This window comes from Rhizobium sp. Root483D2 (genome assembly GCF_001426685.1).
Taxonomy (GTDB): Bacteria; Pseudomonadota; Alphaproteobacteria; order Rhizobiales; family Rhizobiaceae; genus Pararhizobium; species Pararhizobium qamdonense.
Window position 1 is genome coordinate 1 of sequence record NZ_LMFB01000009.1, and the last position, 25091, is coordinate 25091.

A 25091-nucleotide genomic window follows, 5' to 3' on the forward strand; every position below is an offset into this window, starting at 1 on the left:
CACCAGGATGCGCACCAGCCCCTGGCCCCACATCGGCTGATCAAGCAACAGCGCAATCGAGATACCACCGATCACGGTGATCAAAAGCACGCCGACCACGATAACAAGCGTGTTCCAGATCGACTGGAAAAACGCGGGATCCGAATAGAAATACTGGTAGTTGAACAGGCCAGCGAAACTGACATTGCCCGGATTGAGCAGATTGTAGTTCTGGAACGAAAACCACAGCGTCATTGCCAAAGGCACGATCATCCAGATCAGCAAAAGCCCAACCGACGGGGCCATCATCCAGCGCGCAAGCGTTTTGGTCTGTTGTGTTGCCATCCCCCGGCCCTCCCTCACTCAGCCTGCCGGCGCACCGAGGGCGCGCCTTTCCTGATGCTGACCGGAAACAGTCAGCCCCCACTTCATCTGCCGTGCAGCGGCAATCCTCTATCAGACGGCCGTCTGGTTCACGGCGCGGTCGTAAATGGCAAGCACGCGATCGACTGCCGCGATCATGATATCTTCAGCGGAAAGGCTGCGGATGTCCCCGGTATCAAATTGCGGAAGATACTGATGCTGCAGGGTTTCCGGGATCGCCACGTCCGTCAACGCTTTCAGAAGCGTATCGACCGCGCGAACCGCCTGCGGTCTGTTCCAGTAATAGCGGATCCGGTCGCTGTAACTGTAATGGCGCTGCAGCCGCAATGCGCGTTCATCGCCGTGATAATGGCCCTGCCAGTCCTTGGGATGCGCCGTCATCACGTCTTCCATCGCGTGGAACAGCGGACGCTCGCCATAACCGGGCACCAGTTCGGTGGCGATCAGGTCGAGTGCGTACAGGGCTTCGCGGTAGGCGAAGGTGACGCCGGGACCAACCTTCAGGATCGGGAACCCGTCGCGCACGAGCGCTGAGAGTGCCGCCTCCGGCTGATAGTCCGTGGAATGGGCCTCGAAGACGAGCATCTCGTCATTGTCGAGAACCTTCGCCAGGCGCGCCGCTTTAAAAGGATCGTATTGGATGACGTTATCGCTGCCGAATTCGACCCCCGGCTGGACGACGAAGGCGATCGTGCGGGCGAATGCCTCGGTGAGGCCGGCCTTCTCGAAGATGTCACGATGGATCGCGATCGTTGAAACAGCGGCATCCGGCGATGTGGGTTCCACCGTGTCGAGAACATGATCGGCGCCGCCGGGAACGGGAACTTCCGTTCCCAGAATATAGACCGGCATGGGACGATTATGATCACGGGCCGTGTCCTCGGCCACTGCGCACAATGCCGCCGCCCGCGTCGCGATCGTGGCGTCGTTAAGCGCTGCGGGCTCTCCAGCGCAACCCATCGACGCATCCAGGTGGATCTTGCTGAAGCCGGCCGCCACATAGGCCGCAACCATCGCCTTGGCCTTTTCCATCGCGGATGCCGGGTCTTCACTCCGCCAGGGGTTCGGCCCGAGATGATCGCCGCCGAAAATCAAAAGGGCGCGGTCCAGCTTCTCTTCAGCGGCAATGCTCTCGACCAGGCCGACAAAATCGGAGGGCGTCATGCCGGTATAGCCGCCGAGATGGTTGACCTGGTTGCAGGTGGCTTCGATCAACACGGGTTGCTGCGTCTTTGCCGCCAGGCGAAGCGCCGCGCGCAGCACAACGGGATGCGCCGAGCAGACCGAAGTTATGCCGCGCGGCCGCCCATTGCGTCGCGCCTTGGCCAGGTCCAAAAGAGGATTGCTCATGCTGAAACCTTTCCCTGATCGGACAGCACCAGATTGGCCGCTATGAAAGCATCGAGTTCCGCAAGAGAGGACGTGCCCTCCATCGGGCCTTGCCTGGTGACGTTGCGGGCTCCGGCGGCATTGGCGTAGCGCAGTGCCTGCTGCGGCGCGTGCCCCTTGCGGCGGCAAGTGAGATAGGTTGCGCCAAAGCAGTCTCCGGCCCCCGTCGGGTCGATTTCCTCGACCGCGAAAGCCGGACAATCGACCGCCCCGTGGCTGCGGCTGTAATGGGAAGACCCCTGCCGCCCCCGCTTCAGGACGACCTCGGAAATTCCGCATGCAAGCAGGCTCTCGATGGCCAGCACCTCGCCGTCGACACCGGCAGCTATTGAAAGCTCTTCTCCGGATGGCAGCAGCAGGTCGGTGACGTCAAGCACGCTGTCAAACTGTCTCTTTGCCTCGCCGCCACCGCTCATCAATTCCTTCCGGACATTCGGATCGAACGAGACGGTACCGCCCCTCGCCTTCACGACCGACACGGCTTCAAGGATGATGGGCGCGATGCCGGGAATGGCGAAGGCGGAGCCCATGACATGCACATGTCCGGCCCGCGCAATCAAATCACGGGCCTGCCCGGTCATCGCCGTTGCGCCGGAAGCCGACTTGCCGATGTTGAAGACGAAATCGCGGGCGCCGTCCGGCCGGTAGCGGACGAAAGCGCTTCCCGTGGGCAGATCGGGCAAAACAGCGATTGCCGAGACATCGACGCCATCGCGCGCAAGCCGGTCGATATTCAGGTGCCCGAAATCATCGTCGCCGACCGCCGAGACAATGCCGCAGGCGCCACCAAGTTTTGCGACCTGATCGATGAAGATCGCGGGTGCACCGCTGGGAAAAGGTCCAATGAGGGATTGGGCTTCCCGGAAGCCGTTGCCGACGGTTGTCGCCATGATTTCGACGAGGATCTCACCGATCGTGATCGTCGGCCCAAGCGCCTCCGGCGCCAGCGTATAACGCTGATCCATTCCTGTTTCTCCCCACCTTACGATCCGAAACTTGCGCAACCGCACTGGCGACTGATGTACTGACGTCAAACGATGCTGTCAACATTATATTTTACACGCGTAAACAAAGCAGGAATTCGGATTTTGACTACCGTACGCGCAAAACCCCTGCAAATAGCGATTTCAAAATAGCCACTTGCATCATTCCTGCGCATTTACGCGCTCTCCAGCTTGACAAGAGAAATCAATTGCCGGATAAAAACTTTACGCATGTAATTATATGCGGAAACGTTCGTAAAGGAGGAGAATGTCATGGGTAAATACGCACGCATACTCTCGGCTTCCGTCGTCGGCGCCGGCTTGCTGGCCGGCATGGCCAGCGCGGAGGAAATCAATGTCGCCACCGTCAACAACGGCGACATGATCATCATGCAGAAACTGTCGGGCGCCTGGGAGAAGGAAACCGGCAACAAGATCAACTGGATCGTGCTGGAAGAAAACGTATTGCGCGAACGCGTGACCACGGACATCGCCACGAAAGGCGGCCAGTTCGACGTCATGACGATCGGCGGCTACGAGGCCCCGATCTGGGGCAAGCAGGGCTGGCTGACGCCGGTCGATGACCTCGGCGATGATTACGACTATGCCGATCTCCTGGAGCCTATCAAGGCGGGCCTGACCGTCGATGGCAAGCTCTATGCCGTGCCGTTCTACACCGAAAGCTCGTTCACGCTCTATCGCAAGGACCTGTTCGAGGCCGCCGGCCTCACCATGCCGGAAGAGCCATCCTACGACCAGATCAAGGACTTCGCCGCCAAGCTCACAGACAAGGCCAAGCAGCAATATGGCATTTGCCTTCGCGGCAAGCCCGGCTGGGGCGAAAACATGGCGTTTCTCGGCACGATGGTGAACAGCTATGGCGGCCGCTGGTTCGATATGGACTGGAAGCCGCAGCTGAATTCCGAGCCATGGAAGAACGCCGTGACCGACTATGTTCAGCTTTTGAACGAATATGGCCCACCCGGCGCAACGGCAAACGGGTTCAACGAAAACCAGACGCTCTTTGCCAGCGGCAAATGCGCGATGTGGATCGACGCCACCTCGGCTGCCGGCCGCGTCTTCGACCCCAAGCAGAGCCAGGTGGCCGACAAGATCGCCTTCACCCGTTCGCCGGTCGCCGTGACGCCAAACGGTTCCAGCTGGTCGTGGTCATGGGACCTCGCAATACCGGCAACATCGCAGAAGGTTGACGTCGCCAAGTCGTTCCTCAAATGGGCGACTTCGAAGGAATATGTGAAGATGGTCGGCGAATCCGAGGGCTGGGTCGCGGTTCCGCCCGGCACCCGCAAATCGACCTATGCGCTGGCTGAATATCAGAAGGCCGCCCCGTTTGCGGACACCGTTCTGAAAGCCATCATGTCCGCCGATCCGGCAAAGCCCACGAAGGATCCGGTTCCCTATACCGGCGTTCAGTTCGTGGCCATTCCGGAGTTCCAGGCCCTCGGCACATTCGTCGGCCAGCAGATCAGCTCGGCCCTGTCGGGACAGCAGTCCGTCGAGGATGCGCTGAACGCATCGCAAACCCAGGCGGAGCGTGAAATGACACGCGCCGGCTACATCAAGTAAGCCCATAGGCCGCGCTTTACGCGCAGCCCCTCCCGGAGGGGGCCCGGACAATGATTCCGGGCTCCTTTCGCCCTCACGACCTTTAAAGACAACTTATGCGGCGGCGAACGTCTGAACCGCGGAGGAAACCTTCATGAGACTGCTGAACAAGATTGCGCTGATCACGGGTGGTGCGCGCGGTATCGGCCTGGGCTTTGCCGAGGCCTTTGTCGCCGAGGGCGCAAAAGTCATCATTGCCGATATCAATATCGACCGCGCGCTCGAAGCTGCAGCGGCGATCGGCTCCGATGCCACGGCGATCAGGCTGGATGTTACCGATCTTGCCAGCATCGATGCGGCGGTCGCCGACGTCGATCAGCGCTTTGGCGGCATCGATATTCTCGTCAACAATGCCGCGATCTTCGATATGGCGCCGATCCAGGGCATTACCGAGAGCAGTTACGACCGGGTCTTCGACGTCAATCTCAAAGGGCCGCTGTTCATGATGAAAGCGGTTTCCAACGTCATGATCGTCAGGGGCCGCGGTGGCAAGATCATCAATATGGCAAGCCAAGCCGGCCGCCGGGGCGAAGCGCTGGTCACGCTGTACTGCGCCTCCAAGGCCGCCATCATCTCCGCCACACAATCGGCAGCCCTGGCGCTCGTCAAGCATGGCATCAATGTCAATGCGATCGCGCCCGGCGTTGTCGATGGCGAGCACTGGGATGTCGTCGATGCCAAGTTCGCCGAATGGGAGGGCTTGGCACCCGGCGAGAAAAAAGCCCAGGTCGCAAAGTCCGTGCCGATCGGCCGGTTTGCAACGCCTGATGACATCAAGGGATTGGCGGTTTTCCTCGCGTCGGCCGACAGCGATTATATTCTGGCGCAGACCTATAATGTCGACGGCGGAAACTGGATGAGCTGAGGAGCATCACCATGAAGGCGATCCAGTTTGTCGAAAAGGGAAAGGCTGTGTTGGCGGATATCCCAGTCGGCGCAATCCCGCCGGGCCACGCGCTCATTCGCGTCAAGGCGGCCGGGCTTTGCCACACCGATATCGATGTCCTCCACGCGCGTTATGGGGCCGGCGCGTTCCCGCTGGTTCCCGGTCATGAATTTGCCGGAGAGGTGCTTGAGGTCGGAGACGGCGTTACCTGCGTTCGCGCGGGAAGCCGTGTCGCGGTGGACCCCAACCTGCCTTGCGGTACATGCCCGGCTTGCAAGAAAGGCTTGACCAATCTCTGCCGTGATCTGAAGGCCTATGGCGTTTCCCATAATGGCGGCTTCTCCGAATTCAGCATCGTCAACGCCGGCCACCTGCACGATATCGGCGACATGCCGTATGATCTTGCGGCACTGGCCGAACCTTTGGCCTGCGTGCTGAACGGCCTTGGCGCTGCGGGGATCACCGGCAACGCGAGTGCGCCTTCGCAGGCCCTGATTTTTGGCGCAGGCCCGATCGGGCTGCTGCTCGGCCTTGCCCTGAAATCTGCGGGCGCGGATACCGTCACCTTCGCCGATATCAACGAGGATCGCCTGGCGTTCGCCTCAGGTCTGGGTTTCACGCCGATGAGATCCGGTTCCGAGGAATTGCTGTCGCGCCGGCAAAGCTTTGACCTGGTGGCTGACGCGACGGGTATTCCAAGTGTGGTGGAAGGAATGCTGGATCTGGTCGCCGACGGTGGTACCGGCCTGGTGTTCGGCGTCTGCGCTCCGGAAACGCTGGTGTCCGTCTCACCGTTTCAGATTTTCAGGCGGCAGCTGAAGCTGGTTGGGTCCCATTCCCTCAATCGCAATATCCCGCAGGCATTGTCGGTGCTTGCAGGCGACCGAATGAGGATGTCGCAGCTCGTGACCCACCGGCTACCGCTGGCGGAGATGGTTCCCTACTTCCTGACCAAACCGAGCGATCCCGCCACCATGAAAGTGCAGTATGTCGACGGCTGAGGCGACACCGCTCATTCCGGCTTTTCTAAAGGAGACCGAGCGTTTAAGAGCAGGGATCGATGATTGGAGCGGTCCCTTGGCTTCCCATCATCGGCCTTGGTAGAGTGACGTTTGCCTATACCTCGACGGAGTGTGACGATTGGCCAAAGCGATCAAGACAATGGAGGACTTTTCGGAGTTCGTCGGCCTGTCGCGCCCGACCGTGTCGAAATATTTCAACGATCCAACCTCGGTGCGCCGTAAAACCCGCGATACGATCGAAGAGGCGCTGAAAAAATCCGGTTTCCGGCCCAATATGTTCGCCGTCAATCTCAACCGCAGGCGCAGCAACATCATCGGCATCGTCATCCCGAACACGCTCGATCCCTTCTTCATGGCGCTGACCAGGCGCATCGAGATCATGGCCAATGAAGCCGGCTTCCTGGCATTCGTGCTGTCGTCGGACGGAAAGCCAGATATCGAAGAAGAGGCGATCAAGACCTTTCGATCGATGAACGTTGCCGGAGCCATCATCGCGCCGATTGGCCGGCAAACCGGCAGCGCGACGCTGGAACAGCTGGGACGGGACATTCCGCTCGTCTATGTGGACACGCCGCTGGACGACAAGGCGGCATTCGTCGGCACGGACAACCGCCAGAGTTTTGGACTGATCGTCGATTATCTCTGCCGGTCGGGCGAGCCTCCCTGCTATTTCGGCATGCCGGAAGTCAACATCAACGCGATCGAGCGGCGGAACGCCTATGTCGAGGCCATGAAGGGCTTTGGTCTGACGCCGGAACTGATCAAGCTCTCCACGACTGCGACCTGGGACTTCGAACGTTTCGCGCTGGAGGAGGCCTCGATCCTGTTCGATACGCTTACGCGTCTGCCAACCAGGACGATCGTTTGCGCCAATGACCGTCTGGCCTTCGGTGTGCTGGCGGCCGCCTGGCAAAAAGGCCTCAAGGTCGGCCACGGTCCGGGTTGCGACATTCGCGTCGCTGGTCATGACGATCATCCACTGTCGCAATATACCTGCCCGCCGATAACAACGGTTGCCCAGAACTACAAGGAAATCGGCCGCCTTGCCATCGGACTGCTTTTCAAGCAACTCGGCGAGGATGCGCAGGGCGACGACGTGCTGCTCAGCCAGGACCGTATCCTGCTCAAGGCGGAGTTGATGCTGCGGAAATCGGCATAGGCGGCTGGATAGTGCGAAAAGCACCTGCCGCGGTGGCGCCAGGGGCCAATTTTCACCGGCGCCGCAGGTCTCGCCTCAGATCTTCAGATCAGCCGCACCCGTATCGATATGCGGTGCCCAGAACGCGATGCTTTCTGCAATGGCGGGGATGACGTTGCGGTCGTCGGGTTCGCGCTCCTTGAAGGAAAGCTCAAGGCAGATTTCGTTGTCCACCGCACCGCCGTGATGAAAAGCTTCCAGCAGCGGTTCCGGCTGAACCCGCCCCGTGGCGTTGTGTTCGGCGGTGAACGGGCGGTGACCGCCCTTGTCCATCTTGCTCTGCTTGATATGGATGATCGGCGAAACCTTCGGCACGGCCCGCGCCCATGCATAGGGATCGGTATCGTCCGGGTCCGGGGACGTGACGTCGCCATGATCGATATCGGCCATCATCCACATCGGGATGGCCATGTTGGCGGCCGTCAGCCTGTCCTGCAGCGCCATGCATTCGGGAATGGTATGGCCGAATTCGCGGCCGACCGACATCGGTTCCCAGAACACGTAATCCAGCCCGGCCGACTTGCCGTGTTCGGCCACCTCAGCCCAGCAGTCGATGGCAATCTGGATGAGGTCTTCCCGGCGTTGCGGATCATCGAAATCGGCGAATGTGAAGATGGCGAACTGGGTCCCGACGGATTTCGCGCCGAGATCTGCGGAAATATCAGCAAAAGTCTTGAACCAATCGACATAATAGCGCCGCACGTCACGATCGGGATGGCCGAAATGGTTGAGCCGTCCATAGGGGCCGGTCATGCCGGAGGTGACGCGCACGCCGGTTCGATCAAGGGCAGCCCGGAAACTGCGAGTCACCCTGCGGATCACCGGCGCTGGCCATGACGGGTTGATGAACTCATGGGTCAGTTGCAGGTCGCGGATTTTCAGATCGCGCGCGACGGTGTCGATGAGGTCATCGGCGCCGGCAAAACGGTTGACCAGCGGATTGGTGTTCAGCGAGAGGGTCAGGGACATGATGGCTTCTCAAGGTTGATTGCGGACGATAACAAAGTCACAGGCAGCAGGCGATCAGCTTGAGGCCCGCAGGCGCACAGCGCCATCCGCCACGAACCAGGCGGCAAAAGCTGCTTTTTCGTTTGCGCTGAGATGCAGGCCTTGCTTCGTGCGGCGTTGAAGGACGTCTTCAGCCGTCATCGCCCATTCATGCGCCATCAGATAACGCACTTCGGCCTCGTAGAGCTGCGCGCCGAAATGCTGGCCGAGGCCCTCCAGTGACGTGGCGTTGCCGATGATTTTGCCGATGCGCGATCCATAGAGGCGGCCGTAATGATGGACCAGCGCGCGCGGCATCCAGGGGTGGGTGCGGCGCAGGTTTTCCGTGAACTGGATGAAATCGGCATTCTCGATTTCGCCACCGGGCAAGGTTGCCTGCCGCGTCCAGTTTCCGCCCATGGTGGGAAAGAATTTCGCAATTTTCTCGATCGCATGCTCGGACAGCTTGCGGAATGTGGTGATCTTGCCGCCGAACACGCTGAGCAGCGGTGCACCGCCGGTTTCATCGAGATCGAACGTATAGTCGCGCGTGACGGCGGATGGGTTGCCCTGGCCATCGTCAAACAGCGGCCGCACACCGGAGAATGTCTCCAGCACGTCCGTACGCCGCAACGTTTCCTTGAAGTAGCGGTTGACGGCGGCGAGCAGATATTCGACTTCGCTTTCCTCCGCCTTCACCTCTTCAGGCGCGCCCTCATAGGGAATGTCGGTGGTGCCAATCAGAGCCTTGTCACCCTCATAGGGGTTGATGAAGATGACCCGCTTGTCATGGTTCTGCACGAGATAGGCATGCTGGCCCTCCCAGAATTTCGGCACAATGATGTGGCTGCCTTTGACGAGGCGCACGTTGCGGCGGCTGTTGGAGCCCGCGACCCGGCCGACGATATCGTTGACCCACGGCCCGCCGGCATTGACGACGACACGGGCGCGAACCGTGCGGGTTTCCCCTGTTTGTTCGTTCCGCATCTGGATCGTCCACGCGCCGTTTTCGCGCCGTGCACTGGTGCAGGCCGTGCGCGTCAGGATTTCGGCACCCTTTTCGGCAGCACCCACGGCGTTCAGAACGACGAGGCGGGCATCATCCACCCAGCAATCCGAATATTCAAAGCCCTTGACGTATTTGTTCAGGATCGGCGCGCCCTCGGGATCGCGGCGCAGATCGAGCGAGCGGGTGCCCGGCAGCTTCTTGCGGCCGCCGAGATGATCATAGAGAAACAGGCCGAGCCGGACCAGCCAGGCGGGGCGATCGTCAGGACTGTGCGGCAGCACGAAGCGCATCGGCCAGATGATGTGGCTTGCAGAGTTCAAAAGCACTTCGCGTTCGATCAGGGCCTCGCGCACCAGACGGAACTCGTAATATTCCAGATAGCGCAGGCCGCCATGGACGAGCTTGCCCGATCGCGACGACGTCCCTTGCGCCAGATCGTCCTTCTCGCACAGGATCACCGACAGACCCCGGCCCGCCGCATCGCGCGCGATGCCCGCGCCGTTGATGCCGCCCCCGATAATGAACAGGTCGATCATCCGGGAATCATTCATGGCACTCTCCTTTGGCTAAGCCAATTGTGGTGGATGCGCTGCACCGGATCTTGCGTCCGGCAGCACCTTGATGTCGTCATTGCATTGCCCGGCCGAGCATGTCCCAGACCGGCTCAAGCGCACGGCGGGCATGCTGATAGGGCGGAAACAGCCTTGAATAGGTTTCGGCCAATGCCGGATCGGGCGCTTCGGCCGGACCGAGCAAGGGTGTGACCCATTGCGCGATACAGGCATGCATGTCGCCATAGACGCCAATGGCAACGGCGGCGATCATGGCAGCGCCTGCAGCACCCGCTTCCTCACGCGAGGAAACCCGGGCCGGTGACCCGACGGCAGCTGCGATCACCGAACGCAGGGCACGCGAGCGCGCGGCTCCGCCCGTCAGGCGCAGTTCTGCCGGCATCTCGCCCATCGCCGCGTAACAGTCGCGCGTGCCCATTCCCAGTCCCTCGACCACCCCCCGCAGGAGATCGGGAAACCGGTGGCCGCTGCTCAAGCCGATAAAGCCGGCACGGGCATCCGGGTTGACGAACGGTCCGCGCTCTCCGGCCTCGGAAATATAGGGATGATAGAGGATGGCGCCCGGACGGCTTGCCGCAAGCCAGCCTTCGATCTTCCCCACCAGGTCAGCATGCGAAACCGGATGACCCATCTCGCCCATCAGGTCGCCGGCCATTTTCAGCGCCCAGTCGATGTTGAGCGTGGCCGCCATGTTGGATTGCGCCGGTGCCACGATCCCCGGTATCGGCAGGACGACCATGTACCCGGTGCCTTCGGTATTCAGGATGGTGTCATCGACCGCCATCGCGCGCATATGCATGCCGGTCGAGCCGATCGTCGAGCAGGCCGATGCCCTGCCCTCGGTGACGATACCGGCACCCAAAGCCGTGCAGGCAAAATCGACATAACCAAGGCTCACGGGCGTGCCTTCGAGAAGCCCGGTCTGTGCCGCTGCGGCCGCAGAGAGCGGATGCACGATCTGCGTTCCGTCGATGATCTCGGGTAACAACCGGCGCTGCGCACTGAGGCCGAGCATGGCGATGACATCGTCGTCATATTGGCGCGTGCGAAAATTTCCGAATGTAAAACTTGCCTCTGACGGGTCGGTGGCGCGCACGCCGGTCAGGTTCAGGTAAAGCCAATCCTTGCAATGGAGGGCGATATCGGCCTCATCCAGCACGTCAGGACTGTCAGAGAGCATATGCGCGAGCTGCGACCCCTGCTGACAGGTGTTAAGCCCGGTTCCCGTCGCCTCGAAGCGGGCCCAGTTCTCAGGAGAAGCGCAGAGTTTCCGTACGGTCGGGGCGGCGCGCGCATCGAGCCAGAGCCAGGCGTCCGCTGCCGGTGTGCCGTCCTTGCGCACGAGCCAGGTGCCGTCGCCCTGCCCGGTCACGCCGAGTGCTGCCACGCGCTGCGCAAGGCCATCGACCTTCTTGGCAAGATCGCGGATGGTCTGGGCGCAATCGGTCCATGTCTTGTCCAACGACTGGAACGCGGCACCATCTGTGCCTGTCGAATAGGTATTGGGCACGGAGGCTGCGGCAATCTGGCGGCCCGCAAGGTCAAACGCGACGGCCTTGATCACCGAGGTTCCGGCATCGATGCCGATCAGGATATCTTTCCCGGCACCAGACATCAGACCGGCCTCCGGCGCTGGCCAGAGCCAGCCGTAAATCCGGGAGCGTTCAGCTCGATCGAGTGATTGACAGCAGCCATGAAGCCGGCCTCCCATTCCTTAAACCGCGTCAGGACGCGTCGTTGACCAGCGCAGACGCCGTCTGTTCGTCGATGATCAGCCCGCTCAGACAGCCGCTCAGCAGCGCCGAGCGGATTGCCGGTATCTTGCCCGGCCCACCGGCGATGGCGACAATCCGGCGCGCCTTCATGCTTTCAAGGCTCGGCGACAGGGTCCGTTCGCCCAACGTCGTCTCGACCGGCTTTCCGTCCGCATCGAAGAAGTGACCGAGCATTTCGCCAACCCCGCCATGATCGCGCACGTCCTGCATTTCCGGCACTTCGATCATCTGCGACACGACAAGCTGCGAATCCAGTTCTGCCGTTCCGATACCGATCAGCATCAGATCAGCGCGGGCGGCGAGATCAAAGACGTGACGCACACCCCGCTGAGACAGGAGCACTTCCCGGTCCTCAACCGAATTGGCAAAGAACGGCACGGGCATGACATAGGACACCGCGCCGGTTTTTTCGGCGAGACGGTGCATGACGTCATGGGGGTTAGCCGCATAGTTTCGCGTCAATCCGCCCAGCAGCGAAACGAACCGGACGTCGCCCGCATCCATAGTGGGCATGGCAGCGATAGCGGCGGCCAATGTACGGCCGTTGCCGATGCCGATGACCTGGCTTTGCAGGTTCTTGATTTCGCGCTGCAGGAATTCCGCGCCGGCAACGCCCAGCGCGCGCATCAGCAGGCTCTTGTCATAGAGATCAGGCAGGACCTCGCAATAATCGAGGCCGAACAGCTCAGCGATCCTGGTTTCGATCGCGACACATTCGGTCACGTCGCCATGAATGGAAAACTTCACCACGCCATTCTGGTTGGCCCACATGATCAGCCGGTGCGCCTTGACATTGGGGATGCCAAGCCGCGCGGCAACCTCGGCCTGGGTCAGGCCTCCCACATAATGGAGCCATGCGGCGCGGACGGCGAGACTGTCGTCGCGGTCGCGATTTGTCACCGTTCGCACCATCTCTCCTCCCTTGTGGTCCGCAGCAAAACGTAATTAATTTCACCTATTGCATTTTTTTACACAAAGCGTAGTCTCAAGTCAACAAGATCACACGGGATCGCTTGATTATCACACCCGTCATTTCGAAGGATGCAATGGCCAAACTGGCGTCGGCGCTGTCTAACGCCCATGGAAATTCAGCGGAAAACTGCGATACAGCTCGGCATTATCAACGGTTTGATGGCCGAATGCCGTGATCCAAGATTGGGACAAGACCGAGTTTTCCGGTGAAGAACACTCAAATGTATCATCCTCTATCTTTATCTTAACGCTACTAGCGTTGACACGGATGGAAACGTATCACATGATCGAGCTAACAAAGACGACACCCGCACTGTGCGGATGAAATGACACCGGAATGCATTGCGTGGGTGGGGGGATATCGCCGCACGCAGGAGGAAAGGAGGAGTACATCATGCAGATCACGGCTATCCGGCCACGCAAAGCGCAGCATCATGCCGCGCGTCCGGCATTTGGCGCGGCTTGCGCTCGCTCTTTCCTCATCCGGTTTTGCAGCCGCCACGCGCTGCACCAGGCGGGCCGCCCGCTATCGATTCAACACCAAGTACAGGTCGCCACGATATGAGTTCACAGTCATATACCGCAAAGCGCGGACACAAGCAGTCCAACACCGGCCGGATCGCGGCCTCGGCTGCCGTGCTGATCGTCCTTGCCGCCATGGCGTTCGATACCAAAATCATCAGAATTGGCTCCAGCGATGACGTGAAGGCTGGCGTGTTTTCCGCAGCCGACTATGGCGCGACTGAATTTCCGAAAGTGAAAGCGGGCGTTGAAGAGCGCGCGGTCGATGCCGTGACGCTGGCCAACGCGATCGCGCAGGACCGGCCGGCCGCCGAAAAGACCTATGGCGTTTCCGCAGGAACCGGCGCTGTCATGTCGGTCAAGCTGACGGGCGTTTTCGGCGAAGCGAAATCGGGCATCTACGATGTGAAGGTCGAAGGCATTCCCGATACGGTGCGCGTGCGTGTCCAGACCGGGCCAGCCATCAATGGAACGGAACTGCGCGACGCCACCGGCACCATCGCGTTTGGCCAGTTTATCAACCAGATCCAATATCAGGATGCAGGCTCCGCCCTTAACAATCAGCTGAAGAAGGATGTTCTGGCGCAAATCGACACCAGCCAGCTGACCGGCAAGACGGTGTCGCTCACCGGTGCGTTCAAACTCATCAATCCGAAGAACTGGCTGATCACCCCGGTAAGGCTGGACGTGCAATGAAGCCTGTACCCGCACCGGCTCCAGCGTCCAACGACGCCGTCCTGTCCGCACGCAACATTGCCAAGTCCTATGGCAATGTCCATGCGCTGAAGGGCGTCAACTTCGACATCCATCGCGGCAAGGTTACCACCCTGTTCGGAGAAAACGGCGCCGGCAAATCGACGCTGATGAAGATCCTCTCCGGCGTGGTGACGCCGACGTCGGGCGATATCGTGCTGGATGGCGAGGTCGTTCATTTCTCCTCCGCCTCCGATGCCCGTGACTGCGGCATCTCGATCATCCACCAGGAACTGAGCCTCGCGCCCAATCTCAGCGTTCGCGACAATATCTTCATGGGCCGCGAAATCCGCACGCCAACCGGTGTCGATTTTGCCGAAGAGGCGCGGCAGGCGCGGGCGCTGATGGCCGATCTTGAGGAAGACATCGACCCGATGACGCTTGTCGAGGATCTGCGGCTGGGGCAGCAGCAGATCGTCGAGATCGCACGCGCGCTCTCGGTCGATTCCCGCATTCTGATCATGGACGAGCCGACATCGGCGTTGAGCGCAACCGAAGTCGAAGTGCTGTTCAAGGTGATCCGGGACCTGACGAGCCGCGGTGTCTCGATCGTCTACATATCCCATCACCTGGAAGAGGCGCTGCAGATCACCGACTACGCCGTCGTGCTGCGCGACGGCGCCATGACCGCCAATGCCGAGGCCAAGGACATCGATCTGGAATGGATCGTCCGCAACATGGTCGGCGAGAATTTCGATCTGGGCTCACCGCCCACGGGCTACACATTCGGCGAGACCGCCCTGTCGATCGAGAATGTCAGCGTCACCGATGCCTCCGGATCCGGCTATTCGGTGGTCGATCGCCTGTCGCTCGACGTCAAGGCCGGCGAGATCGTCTGCATCTACGGCCTGATGGGGGCCGGACGCACAGAACTGCTAGAAGCCGTTGCCGGACGGATGCCGTTGAGCGGCGGCCGGGTGATCGTCGAAGGCGACGACATTTCGCGCCTGAGCATTGCACAGCGCATTGACAGGGGCCTCGTCCTCGTCCCGGAAGATCGCCAGCGGGATGGCCTGGTGCAGACCATGTCGGTCGGCCAGAACCTGTCGCTCGCCAGCATCGCAAGCTTTACCAAGCGCATGCTGATGTCGCGCTCCGGCGAACAGGCTGTTGTCGAGGACGCAATCGGCAAAGTTCACATCAAGACCGACGGCGGACGGGCCGCAATCGGCTCGTTATCGGGCGGGAACCAGCAGAAAGTCGTCATCGGCAAGATGCTGGCGACCAATCCGCGCGTCATCCTTCTCGACGAGCCAAGCCGCGGTATCGATATCGGCGCCAAGGCCGAGGTGTTCCGCCTGCTGAGCGAACGGGCAGCCAAGGGCCTCGCCGTCGTCTTTTCCACCTCCGAAGTCGCTGAATGCCTCAGCATCGCGCACCGGATCGTGGTGATGCGGCGCGGCAAGATTTCAGCGCAGTTCGGCGCAGATGTTTCAAAAGAAGAGATCATGGCCGCCTCGGGCGAAGCCGTGCATGTCTGATTACCGAGTTTAATGGAGCCCTGACTATGGCCAGTTCAGTCACTACCCCACCGCGCTCAGGTCTTTTCCGCGATGGCTTCGACCTGGGCAGGATGCTGCTTGAAGGGCGGGCATTTTTCGCGCTGATCGCCATCATCGCCGTCTTCTCGTTCCTGTCGCCCTATTATTTCTCGGTCAGCAACTTCCTGATCATGTCGTCGCATGTGGCGATCTACGGGATCCTGGCGATCGGCATGCTGCTCGTTATCCTCAACGGCGGCATCGACCTGTCTGTCGGCTCCACGCTTGGCCTCGCGGGCGTCGTTGCGGGATTTCTGATGCAGGGCGTGACGCTCAATGCCCTGGGTGTGGTGCTCTACCCGCCGGTCTGGGTGGTCGTGGTGCTCGTCTGCGCGCTCGGTGCCTTTGTCGGATTGATCAACGGCATCCTGATCGCGCGCTTCAAGGTACCGGCTTTCGTCGCAACGCTGGGCGTCATGTATGTGGCGCGCGGCTTTGCGCTGTTGATGACCAATGGCCTGACCTACAACAATCTTGGCGGCAAGGCCGAGTTGGGCAATACCGGGTTCGACTGGCTTGGCTTCAATCGTCTTGCCGGTATTCCGATCGGCGTCGTCGTTCTCGTCGTCCTGGCGCTGATCGGCAGCGTGGTGCTCAATCGCTCGGCCTTCGGACGCTGGCTTTATTCGACCGGTGGCAATGAACGGGCCGCTGAACTCAGCGGCGTGCCGGTCAAGAAGGTTCAGGTGGCAGTCTATATGCTGTCGGGTATCTGCGCCGCCATCGCCGGCCTCATCCTGTCCTCGCAGCTGACCTCCGCCGGCCCGACGGCCGGTACCTCTTACGAGCTGACGGCCATCGCCGCCGTGGTGATCGGGGGCGCTGCATTGACCGGCGGCCGCGGCAATATTCGCGGAACGTTGCTCGGCGCCTTCGTCATCGGCTTCCTGTCCGATGGCCTGGTGATCATCGGTATTTCATCCTACTGGCAAACAGTCTTCACCGGCGCGGTCATCGTGCTCGCCGTGCTGCTCAATGCCGTTCAGTATCGCCGCCGCGTCAAGAAGACCACCGAGACCGACGGCCCATCCGCTTCTCTGCAATCGACCGGCAAAGGCCAGACCGCCAATGCCACTCACGGGAAGACCGCCAGCTAACTGGCACAGACCAACCATAAAGGGAGAGAGTACAATGTTGAAACTGACAAAGAGAATGCTGCTGGCCAGCTTCATCCTGGCTGCACCGGTCATGGCGCTGTCGACAACGGCGGCATCGGCCGAAGGCCTGATTTCGATCATCGTCAACGACCCGTCGAACCCCTACTGGTTCACGGAAGGCGAAGTCGCCGCTGCGAAGGCCAAGGAACTCGGCTACACCGCAACGGTTGGCGCGTCCAAGGGCGACACCAACACCGAGAGCAACCTGATCGACACAGCGATCACCAACAAATCGGTGGCGATCATTCTCGATCCGGCCAATGCAGACGGCTCGATCGGCGCGGTGAAGAAGGCGATTGCCGCCAACATCCCGGTGTTCCTCGTCAATGCCGAGATCAACCAGGAAGGCCTTGCCAAGGCACAGCTCGTTTCCAACAACGCGCAGGGCGCAGCCCTCGGTGCCCAGCAGTGGGTCCAGAGCATTGGCGAAAAGGGTAAATATGTCGAGCTCTTCGGCGCGCCCTCCGACAACAATGCGGCAACCCGCTCGAACGGTTACGAGACGGTTCTCAGCCAATATCCTGATCTCGAAAAGGTCGGCTCGCAGGTTGCCAACTGGGATCGTACACAGGGCCATGACAAGATGCAGAGCCTGCTCCAGGCAAACCCTGACGTTATCGGCCTGATCAGCGGCAATGACGAAATGGCGCTGGGCGCGATTGCTGCGCTGAAGGAAGCCGGCAAGCTGGCCAACGTCAAGGTCGGCGGCTTCGATGGCTCCCCGGATGCCGTGGCTGCCATCAAGGCGGGCGAACTGGAATATACCGTGCTTCAGCCGGTCGCAGTCTTTTCGGCCGAAGCCGTCAAGCAGGCCGATTCCTTCATCAAGACGGGCAAGACCGGTGCTGCAACCGAAAAGCAGCTGTTCGATTGCCTGCTGATCACCAAGGACAATGTCGACAAGTACACAGCACCCTTCACACTCTCCGAGTAACAACAGCTGAGGGCGCCTCCGGGCGCCCTCAATGTGCTGACGAAGTCATTGTCCCGGCATTTCGCCGGGACAATTATGCGATTGCCAGGTTGGCGTCATTACTGTGATTGTCACAGGATTCAAGGAAGCTTAAGTCTTTGAGCTGTAAGAGTCTTTTGACCCGACAGGTGCCGGGGAGAGTGGGGTATCGCCCTCGAAAGACAATCTTGTTCGGAGTTTGCCGGCAGCGTCCGGCAGCCTTACTTCCATATCCGGCACTGGGCCTAAGGCCCCTATTTAAAATTTCCGCGAAAATACAACAGTCCTTGACGTTAATTTCACACTCAAATACGATACCAATCAAGAATAGCGTCGTACTGTGTGATGAATCGGCCTATCGGCGCCCAATGACGAGGAACATTATGGCGAGCCTGCTGGGGATCGACAACGGCCTGACTGTGACGAAGGCTGTTATCTTTGATAGGGATGGCACGCAGCTTTCGGTCGCCCGGCGCCGTGTCCCGCAATCCATGCCACAGGCGCGCTTCGTTGAACGCGATATGGCGGTACTTTGGCAGGCAACGGCCGCAGCAATCCGGGAAGCGATCGCGCTGAGCGGCAGGCCGCCATCGGACATCAAGGCCGTTGCCGCGACGGCGCATGGCGACGGGCTCTATCTTCTCGACGATGAAAAGCAGCCCCTGGGGCCGGGGATCTTGTCGCTCGATAGCCGCGCCGGTGGCATCATCGATGCGTGGTCCGGCGGCACTCTGTTCACCGAAGCGCTGGCGCTGACCGGCCAGATCCCGCACGTTTCCGCGCCCTCCGCCCTGCTCGCCTGGATCAAGCAGCATGAGCCGGAGCGGTACCGGCGCATCCGCCATGTGTTGGGTTGCAAGGATTGGCTGCGCTTTTGCCTCACCGGCGCGATCGGAACGGATCGGACGGAAGCCAGCACGTCTTTTACTGATGTTCACACCCAGACTTTTTCTGCCGACGCCATGCGCCTGTTTGGCCTTGAGGATGTGTTCGACGCTTTGCCGCCCATGGCCCATTCCGCCGAAGTCGCGGGAGCTGTGACTGCTGATGCCGCAGCCTTGACAGGACTTGCCGCCGGCACGCCCGTTGCCTTCGGCCTGCATGACGTCACCGCTTCTGCGCTCGGGATCCGCGGCCATGCGGATGGGGTGATCAGCATCGTGGCGGGCACCTATTCGATCAACCAGGTGGTCTCCACGGATGTGCGTGTCGATCCCCGCTGGTTCTGCCGCAATGCGATTGACGCCGGGCGCTGGAACAATATGGCGATTTCACCGGCCTCCGCTGCCAATTACGACTGGTTCCTCGATACGCTGTGCCGGAAAGACCAGGACGCTGCGACTGAAAACGGCGCGTCGATCCATCAGACTTTGGCGCATGAGATCGACGCCGCCTTGCAAAGACCATCGACCATCCTCTTCCATCCCTACCTCTTCGGCTCACCGCACGGAAATAGTGCCAGCGGCAGTTTCCTGGGGCTGCATGGCTGGCACGATCGCGGCGATATGCTGAAAGCTGTTCTGGAAGGCATCGCCTTCAATCATCGCACCCATATCGATGCGCTGCGCGACGGCTTTGCCATCAACGAAGCCCGCCTCACCGGCGGCGCATCGCGCAACCCGGCCTTTGCGCAGATGTTTGCCGATATTCTGGGAATGCCGGTTCTGGTGACAGCGACCGACGAGGCAGCGGCATTCGGTGCGGCCCTGTGCGCCGGTGCAGCCGTCGGCCTTTACGCCTCGGTTCAAGACGACCCGCGCGACCTCGCTGCGACCGGAAGAAAATACCTGCCCGACCCTTCCCGCAGCGCGGAATTTGATCGCCGCTTCTCGCTCTATTGCCGGATTGCTGAAACACTGAAGCCGGTCTGGCCGGATATCGAGCAGCTGGCCGAAACAACCGGGGGAGACGGCGCGTGATCAAGGCAGACGAACGGCGCGAAGAAATTGCCAACTATGTCATCAAGCTCGGCCAGGTGCGGCTTGACGATCTGGCCGAGCATTTCGGCGTGTCGCGCATGACCATTCATCGCCATATCGACCATCTGGCGCAACAGGGCGTTCTGCGCAAGCTGCATGGCGCGGTCACCGCACAGCCATCCGGCGTCTATGAAAGCGCCTTCCGCTACCGCATGACAGTTGGGACGGCCGAAAAGGCAGCGCTGGCGCGCGCGGCTCTCGACTATATCGAAGCCGGCCAGGTCATCATGCTCGATGATTCCACCACGACCTGCGCCATCGCCCCGCTTTTGCAGGATATCAAGCCGCTGACCGTGATCAGCAACAGTCTGTCGGCTGCGGCCTTGCTGACAACTGCCGATGATATCGATTTCATCTGTCTTGGCGGCCAGTATCACCGGACATACAATGCCTATATCGGCATCGTCTGCGAAAACGCTGTGTCGCGGCTGCGCGCCAATGTCCTCTTCTGCTCGGTCTCCGCCATCACCGGCACGACCACCTACATTCAGGACCCGCAGGTGGTGCGCGTCAAGCAGGCGATGATGGCGGCGTCCAACCAGCGCATCCTGCTCGTCGATCACTCCAAGTTCAACAATGTCGCTCTGCATGCGCTGGATGAACTCACCGCGTTCGACACCGTTCTGGTGACTGACGGTATCAGCGACGCGCAAGCGCAAAAACTCGAACAGGCGGGCGTCCGCCTGCGCGTCGTCAGGACAGCCCAAGCATGACCCAATTGCAAAACGAAACATCGCCACACCCGGCCGATCGCCTCACCGCGCTCGGCAAAGAGGCGGATTTTGATGTCGTTATTTTTGGCGCCGGGATCAATGGCGCCGGCCTGTTTCGCGATCTCTGCGCGCAGGGGCTGAAATGCCTGATCGTGGACAAGGGGGATTTCGGCTCCGGCACCAGTGCTGCACCGTCGCGGCTGATCCATGGCGGCCTGAAATATCTGGAGACTGGTGAATTCGGCCTTGTTGCGCAATCGACGCTCGAGCGTAACCTGCTCTTGAAGAACGCCCCCCACTATGTCAGCCCGCTGCCGACGCTGATCCCGATCTTTTCCTGGTTCAACGGCATAAGTGCCGCCTTGCGCACATTGTTCGGCTCGACCAGCGCGCCGCGCAGCCGTGGCGCTGTTCTCGTCAAGATCGGATTAGCGCTCTACGATTTCTACGGTTCGCGCGACCGTGTCATGCCGCGCCACCGGCTGGTCGGGCGTAGCCGCGCGCTGCGGGAAATGCCGGTCCTGACCAAGTCAATCGTGGCCGCAGGAACCTATTACGACGCCAAAATCAGCCATCCCGAGCGGCTCGTTCTTGAGTTAATTGGCGATGGGCTGGCGGCCAGCACACCATCTGCGGCAGCCAATTACGCCACGCTGATATCGGCCTCAACCGGTATCCTGACCTTCCAGACCGAAAAGCACGGTACATTTTCGGTGCGGCCGAAACTGGTTATCAACGGCGCTGGCCCATGGATCGACGATGTGAATGCTGCACTCGGTGCGCCCTCCAAGATGATCGGCGGCACCAAGGGATCGCATATTCTTCTGAAGAACGACGAATTGGTGCGTCATCTCGCCGGCCGCATGGTCTATTTCGAGGCTGATGACGGCCGCATCTGCCTGGTGTTCGACTATCTCGGCCGCGCGCTTGTCGGATCGACCGATACCAAGGCTGATAATCCCGATACGGTTCGCTGCGAGCAGGATGAAGTCGAGTATTTCCTGGCGAGTGTGCGTGCGCTGATGCCGGGCGTCAAAGTCGATCGCGACCAGATCGTCTATGCCTATAGCGGCATACGCCCCCTGCCCGCCTCCGACGCGTCGATCGCCGGCCTCATCAGCCGCGACCATTCGGCGCCGGTGACCGAGCCGGATCCGACACGTCCTTTTGCGATCATATCGCTGATTGGCGGCAAATGGACCACCTTCCGGGGCTTTGCGGAGGAAGTTGCCGATACTGTGCTCAAGCGGCTCGGCCGCACCCGCGCTGTCAGCACCCGCGCAATGCCGATCGGCGGCGGCAGGGATTTTCCAGCGGATGCAAAAGCGCGGTCGCAATGGCTGGCGCTGGCATCGTCCTCTTGCGCAACCGATCTGCCGCGGATCGACACGCTTTTGACCCGCTACGGCACGCGGGCGCTACAGGTCGCACGGCACCAAAGCGACTGGAGCGATGCCGACCGGCTGCCGGATTCGCATGATTATGGCCTGGCGGAAATCGACTATATCGTGCGCCACGAGTGTGTCGAACATCTGGCTGATGTCGTGATGCGCCGCACGACCCTTGCCGTCACCGGCTCCCTGACACGACGGGATCTCCACGCCATCGCCCCCGTTATCGCGAAGGCGCGGGGTTGGAGCAGCGAGCGCACAGATGCGGAACTTGAAGCGACCGTTACGCAGCTCAAGGCCAGAAATCTGATGCGTCTATAGAGGATTGGGATCCTCGCCGTGTCGCCACGGACATAACCAAGGAGTCACAAAAAGGGGCCCGGTTGCCGGACCCCTCCTGATTTCTGCTGCAGGCATTGTCGAAACGAAAATGCGTTACATCATGCCGCCCATGTCAGGCATGCCGCCGCCAGCCGATTCTTTCTTCGGCAGTTCGGCAATCATGGCTTCCGTGGTGATCAAGAGAGAAGCAACCGAAGCCGCGTTCTGCAGGGCTGTGCGGACAACCTTGACCGGATCGACGATACCCATGGCGATCATATCGCCGAATTCGCCGGTCTGGGCATTGTAGCCGTAGTTGTCGGTGTCGCTTTCAAGGATCTTGCCGACGATGATGGAACCTTCGTCGCCTGCATTTTCAGCGATCTGGCGAACCAGCGACTGAAGTGCCTTGCGCACGATATTGATGCCGGCTGTCTGGTCGTCATTTTCGCCCTTGAGATCGAGAACGATCGAGGCGCGCAGGAGTGCCGTACCGCCGCCTGGCACGATGCCCTCTTCGACCGCAGCGCGCGTTGCGTTCAGCGCGTCGTCGATACGATCCTTCTTTTCCTTCACTTCGATCTCGGTCGCACCGCCGACGCGGATGACCGCAACGCCGCCGGAAAGCTTGGCAAGCCGTTCCTGCAGCTTTTCCTTGTCATAGTCGGATGTGGTTTCCTCGATCTGGGCCTTGATCTGCGCCACACGGCCATCAATCTCGGCCTTCTGGCCTGCCCCATCGACCAGGATTGTATTTTCCTTGGTAATGGTGACCTTCTTGACGCGGCCGAGCATGTCGAGCGTGACATTTTCGAGCTTGATGCCGATATCCTCGGACACGACCTGACCCGAGGTCAAAACCGCGATGTCCTCCAGCATGGCCTTGCGGCGATCGCCGAAGCCCGGAGCCTTGACGGCAGCAATCTTCAGGCCACCACGCAGCTTGTTGACGACGAGCGTCGCAAGCGCTTCGCCTTCAACGTCTTCCGAGATGATCAGCAACGGCTTGCCGGTCTGCACGACGGCTTCCAGCACAGGCAAAAGGGCCTGCAGATTGGAAAGCTTCTTTTCATGCAGCAAGACATAGGCATCTTCGAGTTCAGCCACCATCTTTTCAGGATTGGTCACGAAATACGGGCTGAGATAGCCGCGGTCAAACTGCATGCCTTCAACGACTTCGAGCTCGGTTTCGGCGGTCTTGGCTTCTTCAACCGTGATGACGCCTTCATTGCCGACCTTTTGCATGGCATCGGCGATATATTGGCCGATTTCGGTTTCGCCATTGGCGGAGATCGTGCCGACCTGGGCCACTTCCTCGGACGTGCTGATCTTCTTGGCCTTGGCCACCAGCCCCTTGACTACTTCTGTCACGGCCAGGTCGATGCCGCGTTTCAGGTCCATCGGGTTCATGCCGGCGGCAACCGCCTTGGTGCCTTCGCGAACGATGGCCTGGGCGAGCACGGTCGCCGTCGTCGTGCCGTCGCCGGCGATGTCATTGGTTTTCGAGGCCACTTCGCGCACCATCTGGGCGCCCATGTTTTCGAACTTGTCCTCGATCTCGATTTCCTTGGCGACCGTTACACCATCCTTGGTGATGCGCGGCGCGCCATAGGATTTGTCGATGATGACGTTGCGGCCCTTGGGACCGAGCGTGACCTTGACGGCGTCAGCCAGAATATCGACGCCGCGCAGCAGCTTTTCGCGCGCGTCACGGCCGAATTTGATTTGTTTGGCAGCCATAGAAAGAACTCCCGGGCGCATCGCCCAATGGTCTTCATGAAAGGGAAATGGATGGCGAGGCTGAGATCAGCCGATAACACCCATGATGTCGGCTTCCTTCATGATCAGAAGGTCTTCGCCGTTGAGCTTGACTTCGGTGCCCGACCACTTGCCGAACAGGATGCGGTCGCCGGCCTTGACGTCGAGCGCGATGATCTTGCCGGCCTCGTCACGGGTTCCGGTGCCAACGGCGACGATTTCGCCTTCCTGCGGCTTTTCCTTGGCGGTATCTGGAATGATGATGCCGCCCTTGGTCTTTGCTTCGGCTTCGATACGGCGCACGACGACGCGGTCGTGCAGCGGACGGAAATTGGTATCAGCCATGTCTATATTCCTTTTGGGCGCAGCCGGATGGCGTCTCCCCTGCGAGATGAATAGCACTCTCCATCTGGGAGTGCCAGCATTCAATGCTCCCGCTGCCAAGAATTACAATTCCTGTGTGCTCGAATAATTAAAACATAAATCCGGTTTTCTGTGTTAAAGGATCGAATATCCGATTTATCACGGGAGTCCGGCGATGAAATCACTCTTCGATTCCATTTACCAGTTTCAATATGTGCTTTTCTTCATCCGGTGGACGCTGACTTTGTCTTTGGTTCTCTGCGCCTATATCGCGTTTTCCAGTGCGTATTTCTAGCCAGACAGCGCGTTTCAACTTGGTTTTCATCACGAAAACACCAGCTCCCGACCTTCCGGAGCCAAGCCCCGAAAGACCAGAAACATGATCAAATTTCGCCCTAAGACTGAAGCCGAGCTGAAGCAGGAAGACGTTCCAGCGCCAGACAAGCCAGTCACCGTCAAGCCTGCAGATCCGAAGAAGCGCGCGAGCGACTGAAGACCCGGTCTCCCGTCAAAGGGCTGCAATGCTGGGCCGGGAAGCACCGCAGACACTCCACATCTATGACAGGCCCAGCGGCTTGGCATGCACCAAAAAGGAAATTTCATGAACGTTGATTTTGCCATTACCGGACGCTTTGTGCACGAGATCAAAGCGGTCCTCCAATCCGTGGGGATCAACGAAGGGACGGAGTATGATGCGGTGCCCTTCAGCCCCGCAAGCCGCGCAACCGGCCACCACACTTTTGCATTTCACAACAAGCAGTCCGCAACACAGGCTGCGGCGACCTGGGAAGCGCATGTCAAGCAGCGCGTGCTCCTGCAGCGTTGATGGACCGATGCCGCCGGTGAAGACATCGGCAGA

The 25091-nt window shown here is 60.3% G+C and carries 20 protein-coding genes and 1 pseudogene; 12 read left to right on the forward strand and 9 right to left on the reverse strand.

Going from position 1 to position 25091, the window contains the following annotated elements; genetic code table 11:
- The 3 genes and pseudogenes from ASD32_RS06675 to ASD32_RS06685 all read right to left on the reverse strand — a co-directional run.
- A pseudogene (locus ASD32_RS06675) lies at nucleotides 1-324 on the reverse strand (sugar ABC transporter permease); the annotation flags it as partial.
- Between the two features lie 111 nt (nucleotides 325-435).
- A complete protein-coding gene (locus ASD32_RS06680; protein WP_060637249.1) occupies nucleotides 436-1713 on the reverse strand; it encodes a D-tagatose-bisphosphate aldolase, class II, non-catalytic subunit in 1278 nt (425 codons plus the stop codon).
- Nucleotides 1710-2717: a sugar kinase gene (locus tag ASD32_RS06685; RefSeq protein WP_060637250.1), complete on the reverse strand. Its 1008-nt coding sequence runs from the start codon at nucleotides 2715-2717 to the stop codon at nucleotides 1710-1712. Before ASD32_RS06685 ends, ASD32_RS06680 begins: the two co-directional genes overlap by 4 nt.
- A gap of 291 nt (nucleotides 2718-3008) precedes the next feature.
- Here ASD32_RS06685 and ASD32_RS06690 point away from each other — a divergent pair, with 291 nt between their 5' ends.
- From ASD32_RS06690 to ASD32_RS06705, 4 genes are all read left to right on the forward strand, one after another.
- A complete protein-coding gene (locus ASD32_RS06690; protein ID WP_060637251.1) occupies nucleotides 3009-4322 on the forward strand; it encodes a sugar ABC transporter substrate-binding protein in 1314 nt (437 codons plus the stop codon).
- Between the two features lie 133 nt (nucleotides 4323-4455).
- Nucleotides 4456-5226 (forward strand): L-iditol 2-dehydrogenase, encoded by a 771-nt coding sequence (locus ASD32_RS06695; protein WP_060637252.1) that lies wholly within the window; start codon nucleotides 4456-4458, stop codon nucleotides 5224-5226.
- A gap of 11 nt (nucleotides 5227-5237) precedes the next feature.
- Nucleotides 5238-6248 carry a zinc-dependent alcohol dehydrogenase family protein gene (locus ASD32_RS06700; RefSeq protein ID WP_060637253.1) on the forward strand — a complete coding sequence of 337 codons (1011 nt, stop codon included), beginning with the start codon at nucleotides 5238-5240 and terminating at the stop codon, nucleotides 6246-6248.
- Between the two features lie 160 nt (nucleotides 6249-6408).
- Entirely contained in the window at nucleotides 6409-7428 is a 1020-nt protein-coding gene (locus ASD32_RS06705) for a LacI family DNA-binding transcriptional regulator (RefSeq protein ID WP_060637609.1), read from the forward strand.
- Between the two features lie 75 nt (nucleotides 7429-7503).
- Here the strand turns inward: ASD32_RS06705 and ASD32_RS06710 are convergent, their stop codons facing one another.
- From ASD32_RS06710 to ASD32_RS06725, 4 genes are all read right to left on the reverse strand, one after another.
- On the reverse strand, nucleotides 7504-8436 hold the full coding sequence (locus ASD32_RS06710) for a TIM barrel protein (protein WP_060637254.1): 933 nt from the start codon (nucleotides 8434-8436) through the stop codon (nucleotides 7504-7506).
- A 54-nt stretch (nucleotides 8437-8490) separates the two neighbouring features.
- Nucleotides 8491-10014: a glycerol-3-phosphate dehydrogenase gene (locus ASD32_RS06715; protein WP_060637255.1), complete on the reverse strand. Its 1524-nt coding sequence runs from the start codon at nucleotides 10012-10014 to the stop codon at nucleotides 8491-8493.
- 76 nt (nucleotides 10015-10090) lie between these two features.
- The gene (locus ASD32_RS06720; protein ID WP_060637256.1) at nucleotides 10091-11650 is read right to left on the reverse strand and encodes an FGGY-family carbohydrate kinase; all 1560 of its coding nucleotides are present in this window, start codon (nucleotides 11648-11650) and stop codon (nucleotides 10091-10093) included.
- A 109-nt stretch (nucleotides 11651-11759) separates the two neighbouring features.
- On the reverse strand, nucleotides 11760-12722 hold the full coding sequence (locus ASD32_RS06725; protein WP_060637257.1) for a sugar-binding transcriptional regulator: 963 nt from the start codon (nucleotides 12720-12722) through the stop codon (nucleotides 11760-11762).
- Between the two features lie 621 nt (nucleotides 12723-13343).
- On the opposite strand from ASD32_RS06725, the gene ASD32_RS06735 reads away from it, so the two are divergent.
- From ASD32_RS06735 to ASD32_RS06765, 7 genes are all read left to right on the forward strand, one after another.
- On the forward strand, nucleotides 13344-14000 hold the full coding sequence (locus ASD32_RS06735) for a DUF2291 domain-containing protein (protein WP_060637259.1): 657 nt from the start codon (nucleotides 13344-13346) through the stop codon (nucleotides 13998-14000).
- A complete protein-coding gene (locus ASD32_RS06740) occupies nucleotides 13997-15538 on the forward strand; it encodes a sugar ABC transporter ATP-binding protein (RefSeq protein WP_060637260.1) in 1542 nt (513 codons plus the stop codon). Before ASD32_RS06735 ends, ASD32_RS06740 begins: the two co-directional genes overlap by 4 nt.
- 26 nt (nucleotides 15539-15564) lie before the next feature.
- Entirely contained in the window at nucleotides 15565-16695 is a 1131-nt protein-coding gene (locus tag ASD32_RS06745) for an ABC transporter permease (protein WP_060637261.1), read from the forward strand.
- Between the two features lie 55 nt (nucleotides 16696-16750).
- Complete coding sequence (locus tag ASD32_RS06750; RefSeq protein ID WP_244490135.1) at nucleotides 16751-17689, forward strand: D-ribose ABC transporter substrate-binding protein; 939 nt, start codon at nucleotides 16751-16753, stop codon at nucleotides 17687-17689.
- Between the two features lie 401 nt (nucleotides 17690-18090).
- On the forward strand, nucleotides 18091-19626 hold the full coding sequence (locus ASD32_RS06755) for an FGGY-family carbohydrate kinase (RefSeq protein WP_060637263.1): 1536 nt from the start codon (nucleotides 18091-18093) through the stop codon (nucleotides 19624-19626).
- A complete protein-coding gene (locus ASD32_RS06760) occupies nucleotides 19623-20399 on the forward strand; it encodes a DeoR/GlpR family DNA-binding transcription regulator (protein ID WP_060637264.1) in 777 nt (258 codons plus the stop codon). The genes ASD32_RS06755 and ASD32_RS06760 overlap by 4 nt, the downstream gene beginning before the upstream one ends.
- Nucleotides 20396-22111 carry a glycerol-3-phosphate dehydrogenase/oxidase gene (locus tag ASD32_RS06765; protein ID WP_060637265.1) on the forward strand — a complete coding sequence of 572 codons (1716 nt, stop codon included), beginning with the start codon at nucleotides 20396-20398 and terminating at the stop codon, nucleotides 22109-22111. Before ASD32_RS06760 ends, ASD32_RS06765 begins: the two co-directional genes overlap by 4 nt.
- 114 nt (nucleotides 22112-22225) lie before the next feature.
- Here ASD32_RS06765 and groL read toward each other — a convergent pair whose 3' ends face one another.
- Nucleotides 22226-23851 carry a chaperonin GroEL gene (gene groL / locus ASD32_RS06770; RefSeq protein ID WP_060637266.1) on the reverse strand — a complete coding sequence of 542 codons (1626 nt, stop codon included), beginning with the start codon at nucleotides 23849-23851 and terminating at the stop codon, nucleotides 22226-22228.
- Between the two features lie 66 nt (nucleotides 23852-23917).
- On the reverse strand, nucleotides 23918-24214 hold the full coding sequence (gene groES / locus ASD32_RS06775; protein WP_060637267.1) for a co-chaperone GroES: 297 nt from the start codon (nucleotides 24212-24214) through the stop codon (nucleotides 23918-23920).
- Nucleotides 24215-24833: 619 nt separating this feature from the next.
- Here groES and ASD32_RS06780 point away from each other — a divergent pair.
- A complete protein-coding gene (locus tag ASD32_RS06780) occupies nucleotides 24834-25058 on the forward strand; it encodes a hypothetical protein (protein WP_060637268.1) in 225 nt (74 codons plus the stop codon).
- The last annotated feature ends 33 nt before the right edge of the window (nucleotides 25059-25091 follow it).

What these genes read in the sequence shown, in the direction of transcription:
- ASD32_RS06680 (WP_060637249.1), bottom strand. Translation starts at nt 1,713, where the DNA reads ATGAGCAATCCTCTTTTGGACCTGGCCAAGGCGCGACGCAATGGGCGG.
- ASD32_RS06685 (WP_060637250.1), bottom strand. Translation starts at nt 2,717, where the DNA reads ATGGATCAGCGTTATACGCTGGCGCCGGAGGCGCTTGGGCCGACGATC.
- ASD32_RS06690 (WP_060637251.1), top strand. Translation starts at nt 3,009, where the DNA reads ATGGGTAAATACGCACGCATACTCTCGGCTTCCGTCGTCGGCGCCGGC.
- ASD32_RS06695 (WP_060637252.1), top strand. Translation starts at nt 4,456, where the DNA reads ATGAGACTGCTGAACAAGATTGCGCTGATCACGGGTGGTGCGCGCGGT.
- ASD32_RS06700 (WP_060637253.1), top strand. Translation starts at nt 5,238, where the DNA reads ATGAAGGCGATCCAGTTTGTCGAAAAGGGAAAGGCTGTGTTGGCGGAT.
- ASD32_RS06705 (WP_060637609.1), top strand. Translation starts at nt 6,409, where the DNA reads ATGGAGGACTTTTCGGAGTTCGTCGGCCTGTCGCGCCCGACCGTGTCG.
- ASD32_RS06710 (WP_060637254.1), bottom strand. Translation starts at nt 8,436, where the DNA reads ATGTCCCTGACCCTCTCGCTGAACACCAATCCGCTGGTCAACCGTTTT.
- ASD32_RS06715 (WP_060637255.1), bottom strand. Translation starts at nt 10,014, where the DNA reads ATGAATGATTCCCGGATGATCGACCTGTTCATTATCGGGGGCGGCATC.
- ASD32_RS06720 (WP_060637256.1), bottom strand. Translation starts at nt 11,650, where the DNA reads ATGTCTGGTGCCGGGAAAGATATCCTGATCGGCATCGATGCCGGAACC.
- ASD32_RS06725 (WP_060637257.1), bottom strand. Translation starts at nt 12,722, where the DNA reads ATGGTGCGAACGGTGACAAATCGCGACCGCGACGACAGTCTCGCCGTC.
- ASD32_RS06735 (WP_060637259.1), top strand. Translation starts at nt 13,344, where the DNA reads ATGAGTTCACAGTCATATACCGCAAAGCGCGGACACAAGCAGTCCAAC.
- ASD32_RS06740 (WP_060637260.1), top strand. Translation starts at nt 13,997, where the DNA reads ATGAAGCCTGTACCCGCACCGGCTCCAGCGTCCAACGACGCCGTCCTG.
- ASD32_RS06745 (WP_060637261.1), top strand. Translation starts at nt 15,565, where the DNA reads ATGGCCAGTTCAGTCACTACCCCACCGCGCTCAGGTCTTTTCCGCGAT.
- ASD32_RS06750 (WP_244490135.1), top strand. Translation starts at nt 16,751, where the DNA reads ATGCTGCTGGCCAGCTTCATCCTGGCTGCACCGGTCATGGCGCTGTCG.
- ASD32_RS06755 (WP_060637263.1), top strand. Translation starts at nt 18,091, where the DNA reads ATGGCGAGCCTGCTGGGGATCGACAACGGCCTGACTGTGACGAAGGCT.
- ASD32_RS06765 (WP_060637265.1), top strand. Translation starts at nt 20,396, where the DNA reads ATGACCCAATTGCAAAACGAAACATCGCCACACCCGGCCGATCGCCTC.
- groL (WP_060637266.1), bottom strand. Translation starts at nt 23,851, where the DNA reads ATGGCTGCCAAACAAATCAAATTCGGCCGTGACGCGCGCGAAAAGCTG.
- groES (WP_060637267.1), bottom strand. Translation starts at nt 24,214, where the DNA reads ATGGCTGATACCAATTTCCGTCCGCTGCACGACCGCGTCGTCGTGCGC.
- ASD32_RS06780 (WP_060637268.1), top strand. Translation starts at nt 24,834, where the DNA reads ATGAACGTTGATTTTGCCATTACCGGACGCTTTGTGCACGAGATCAAA.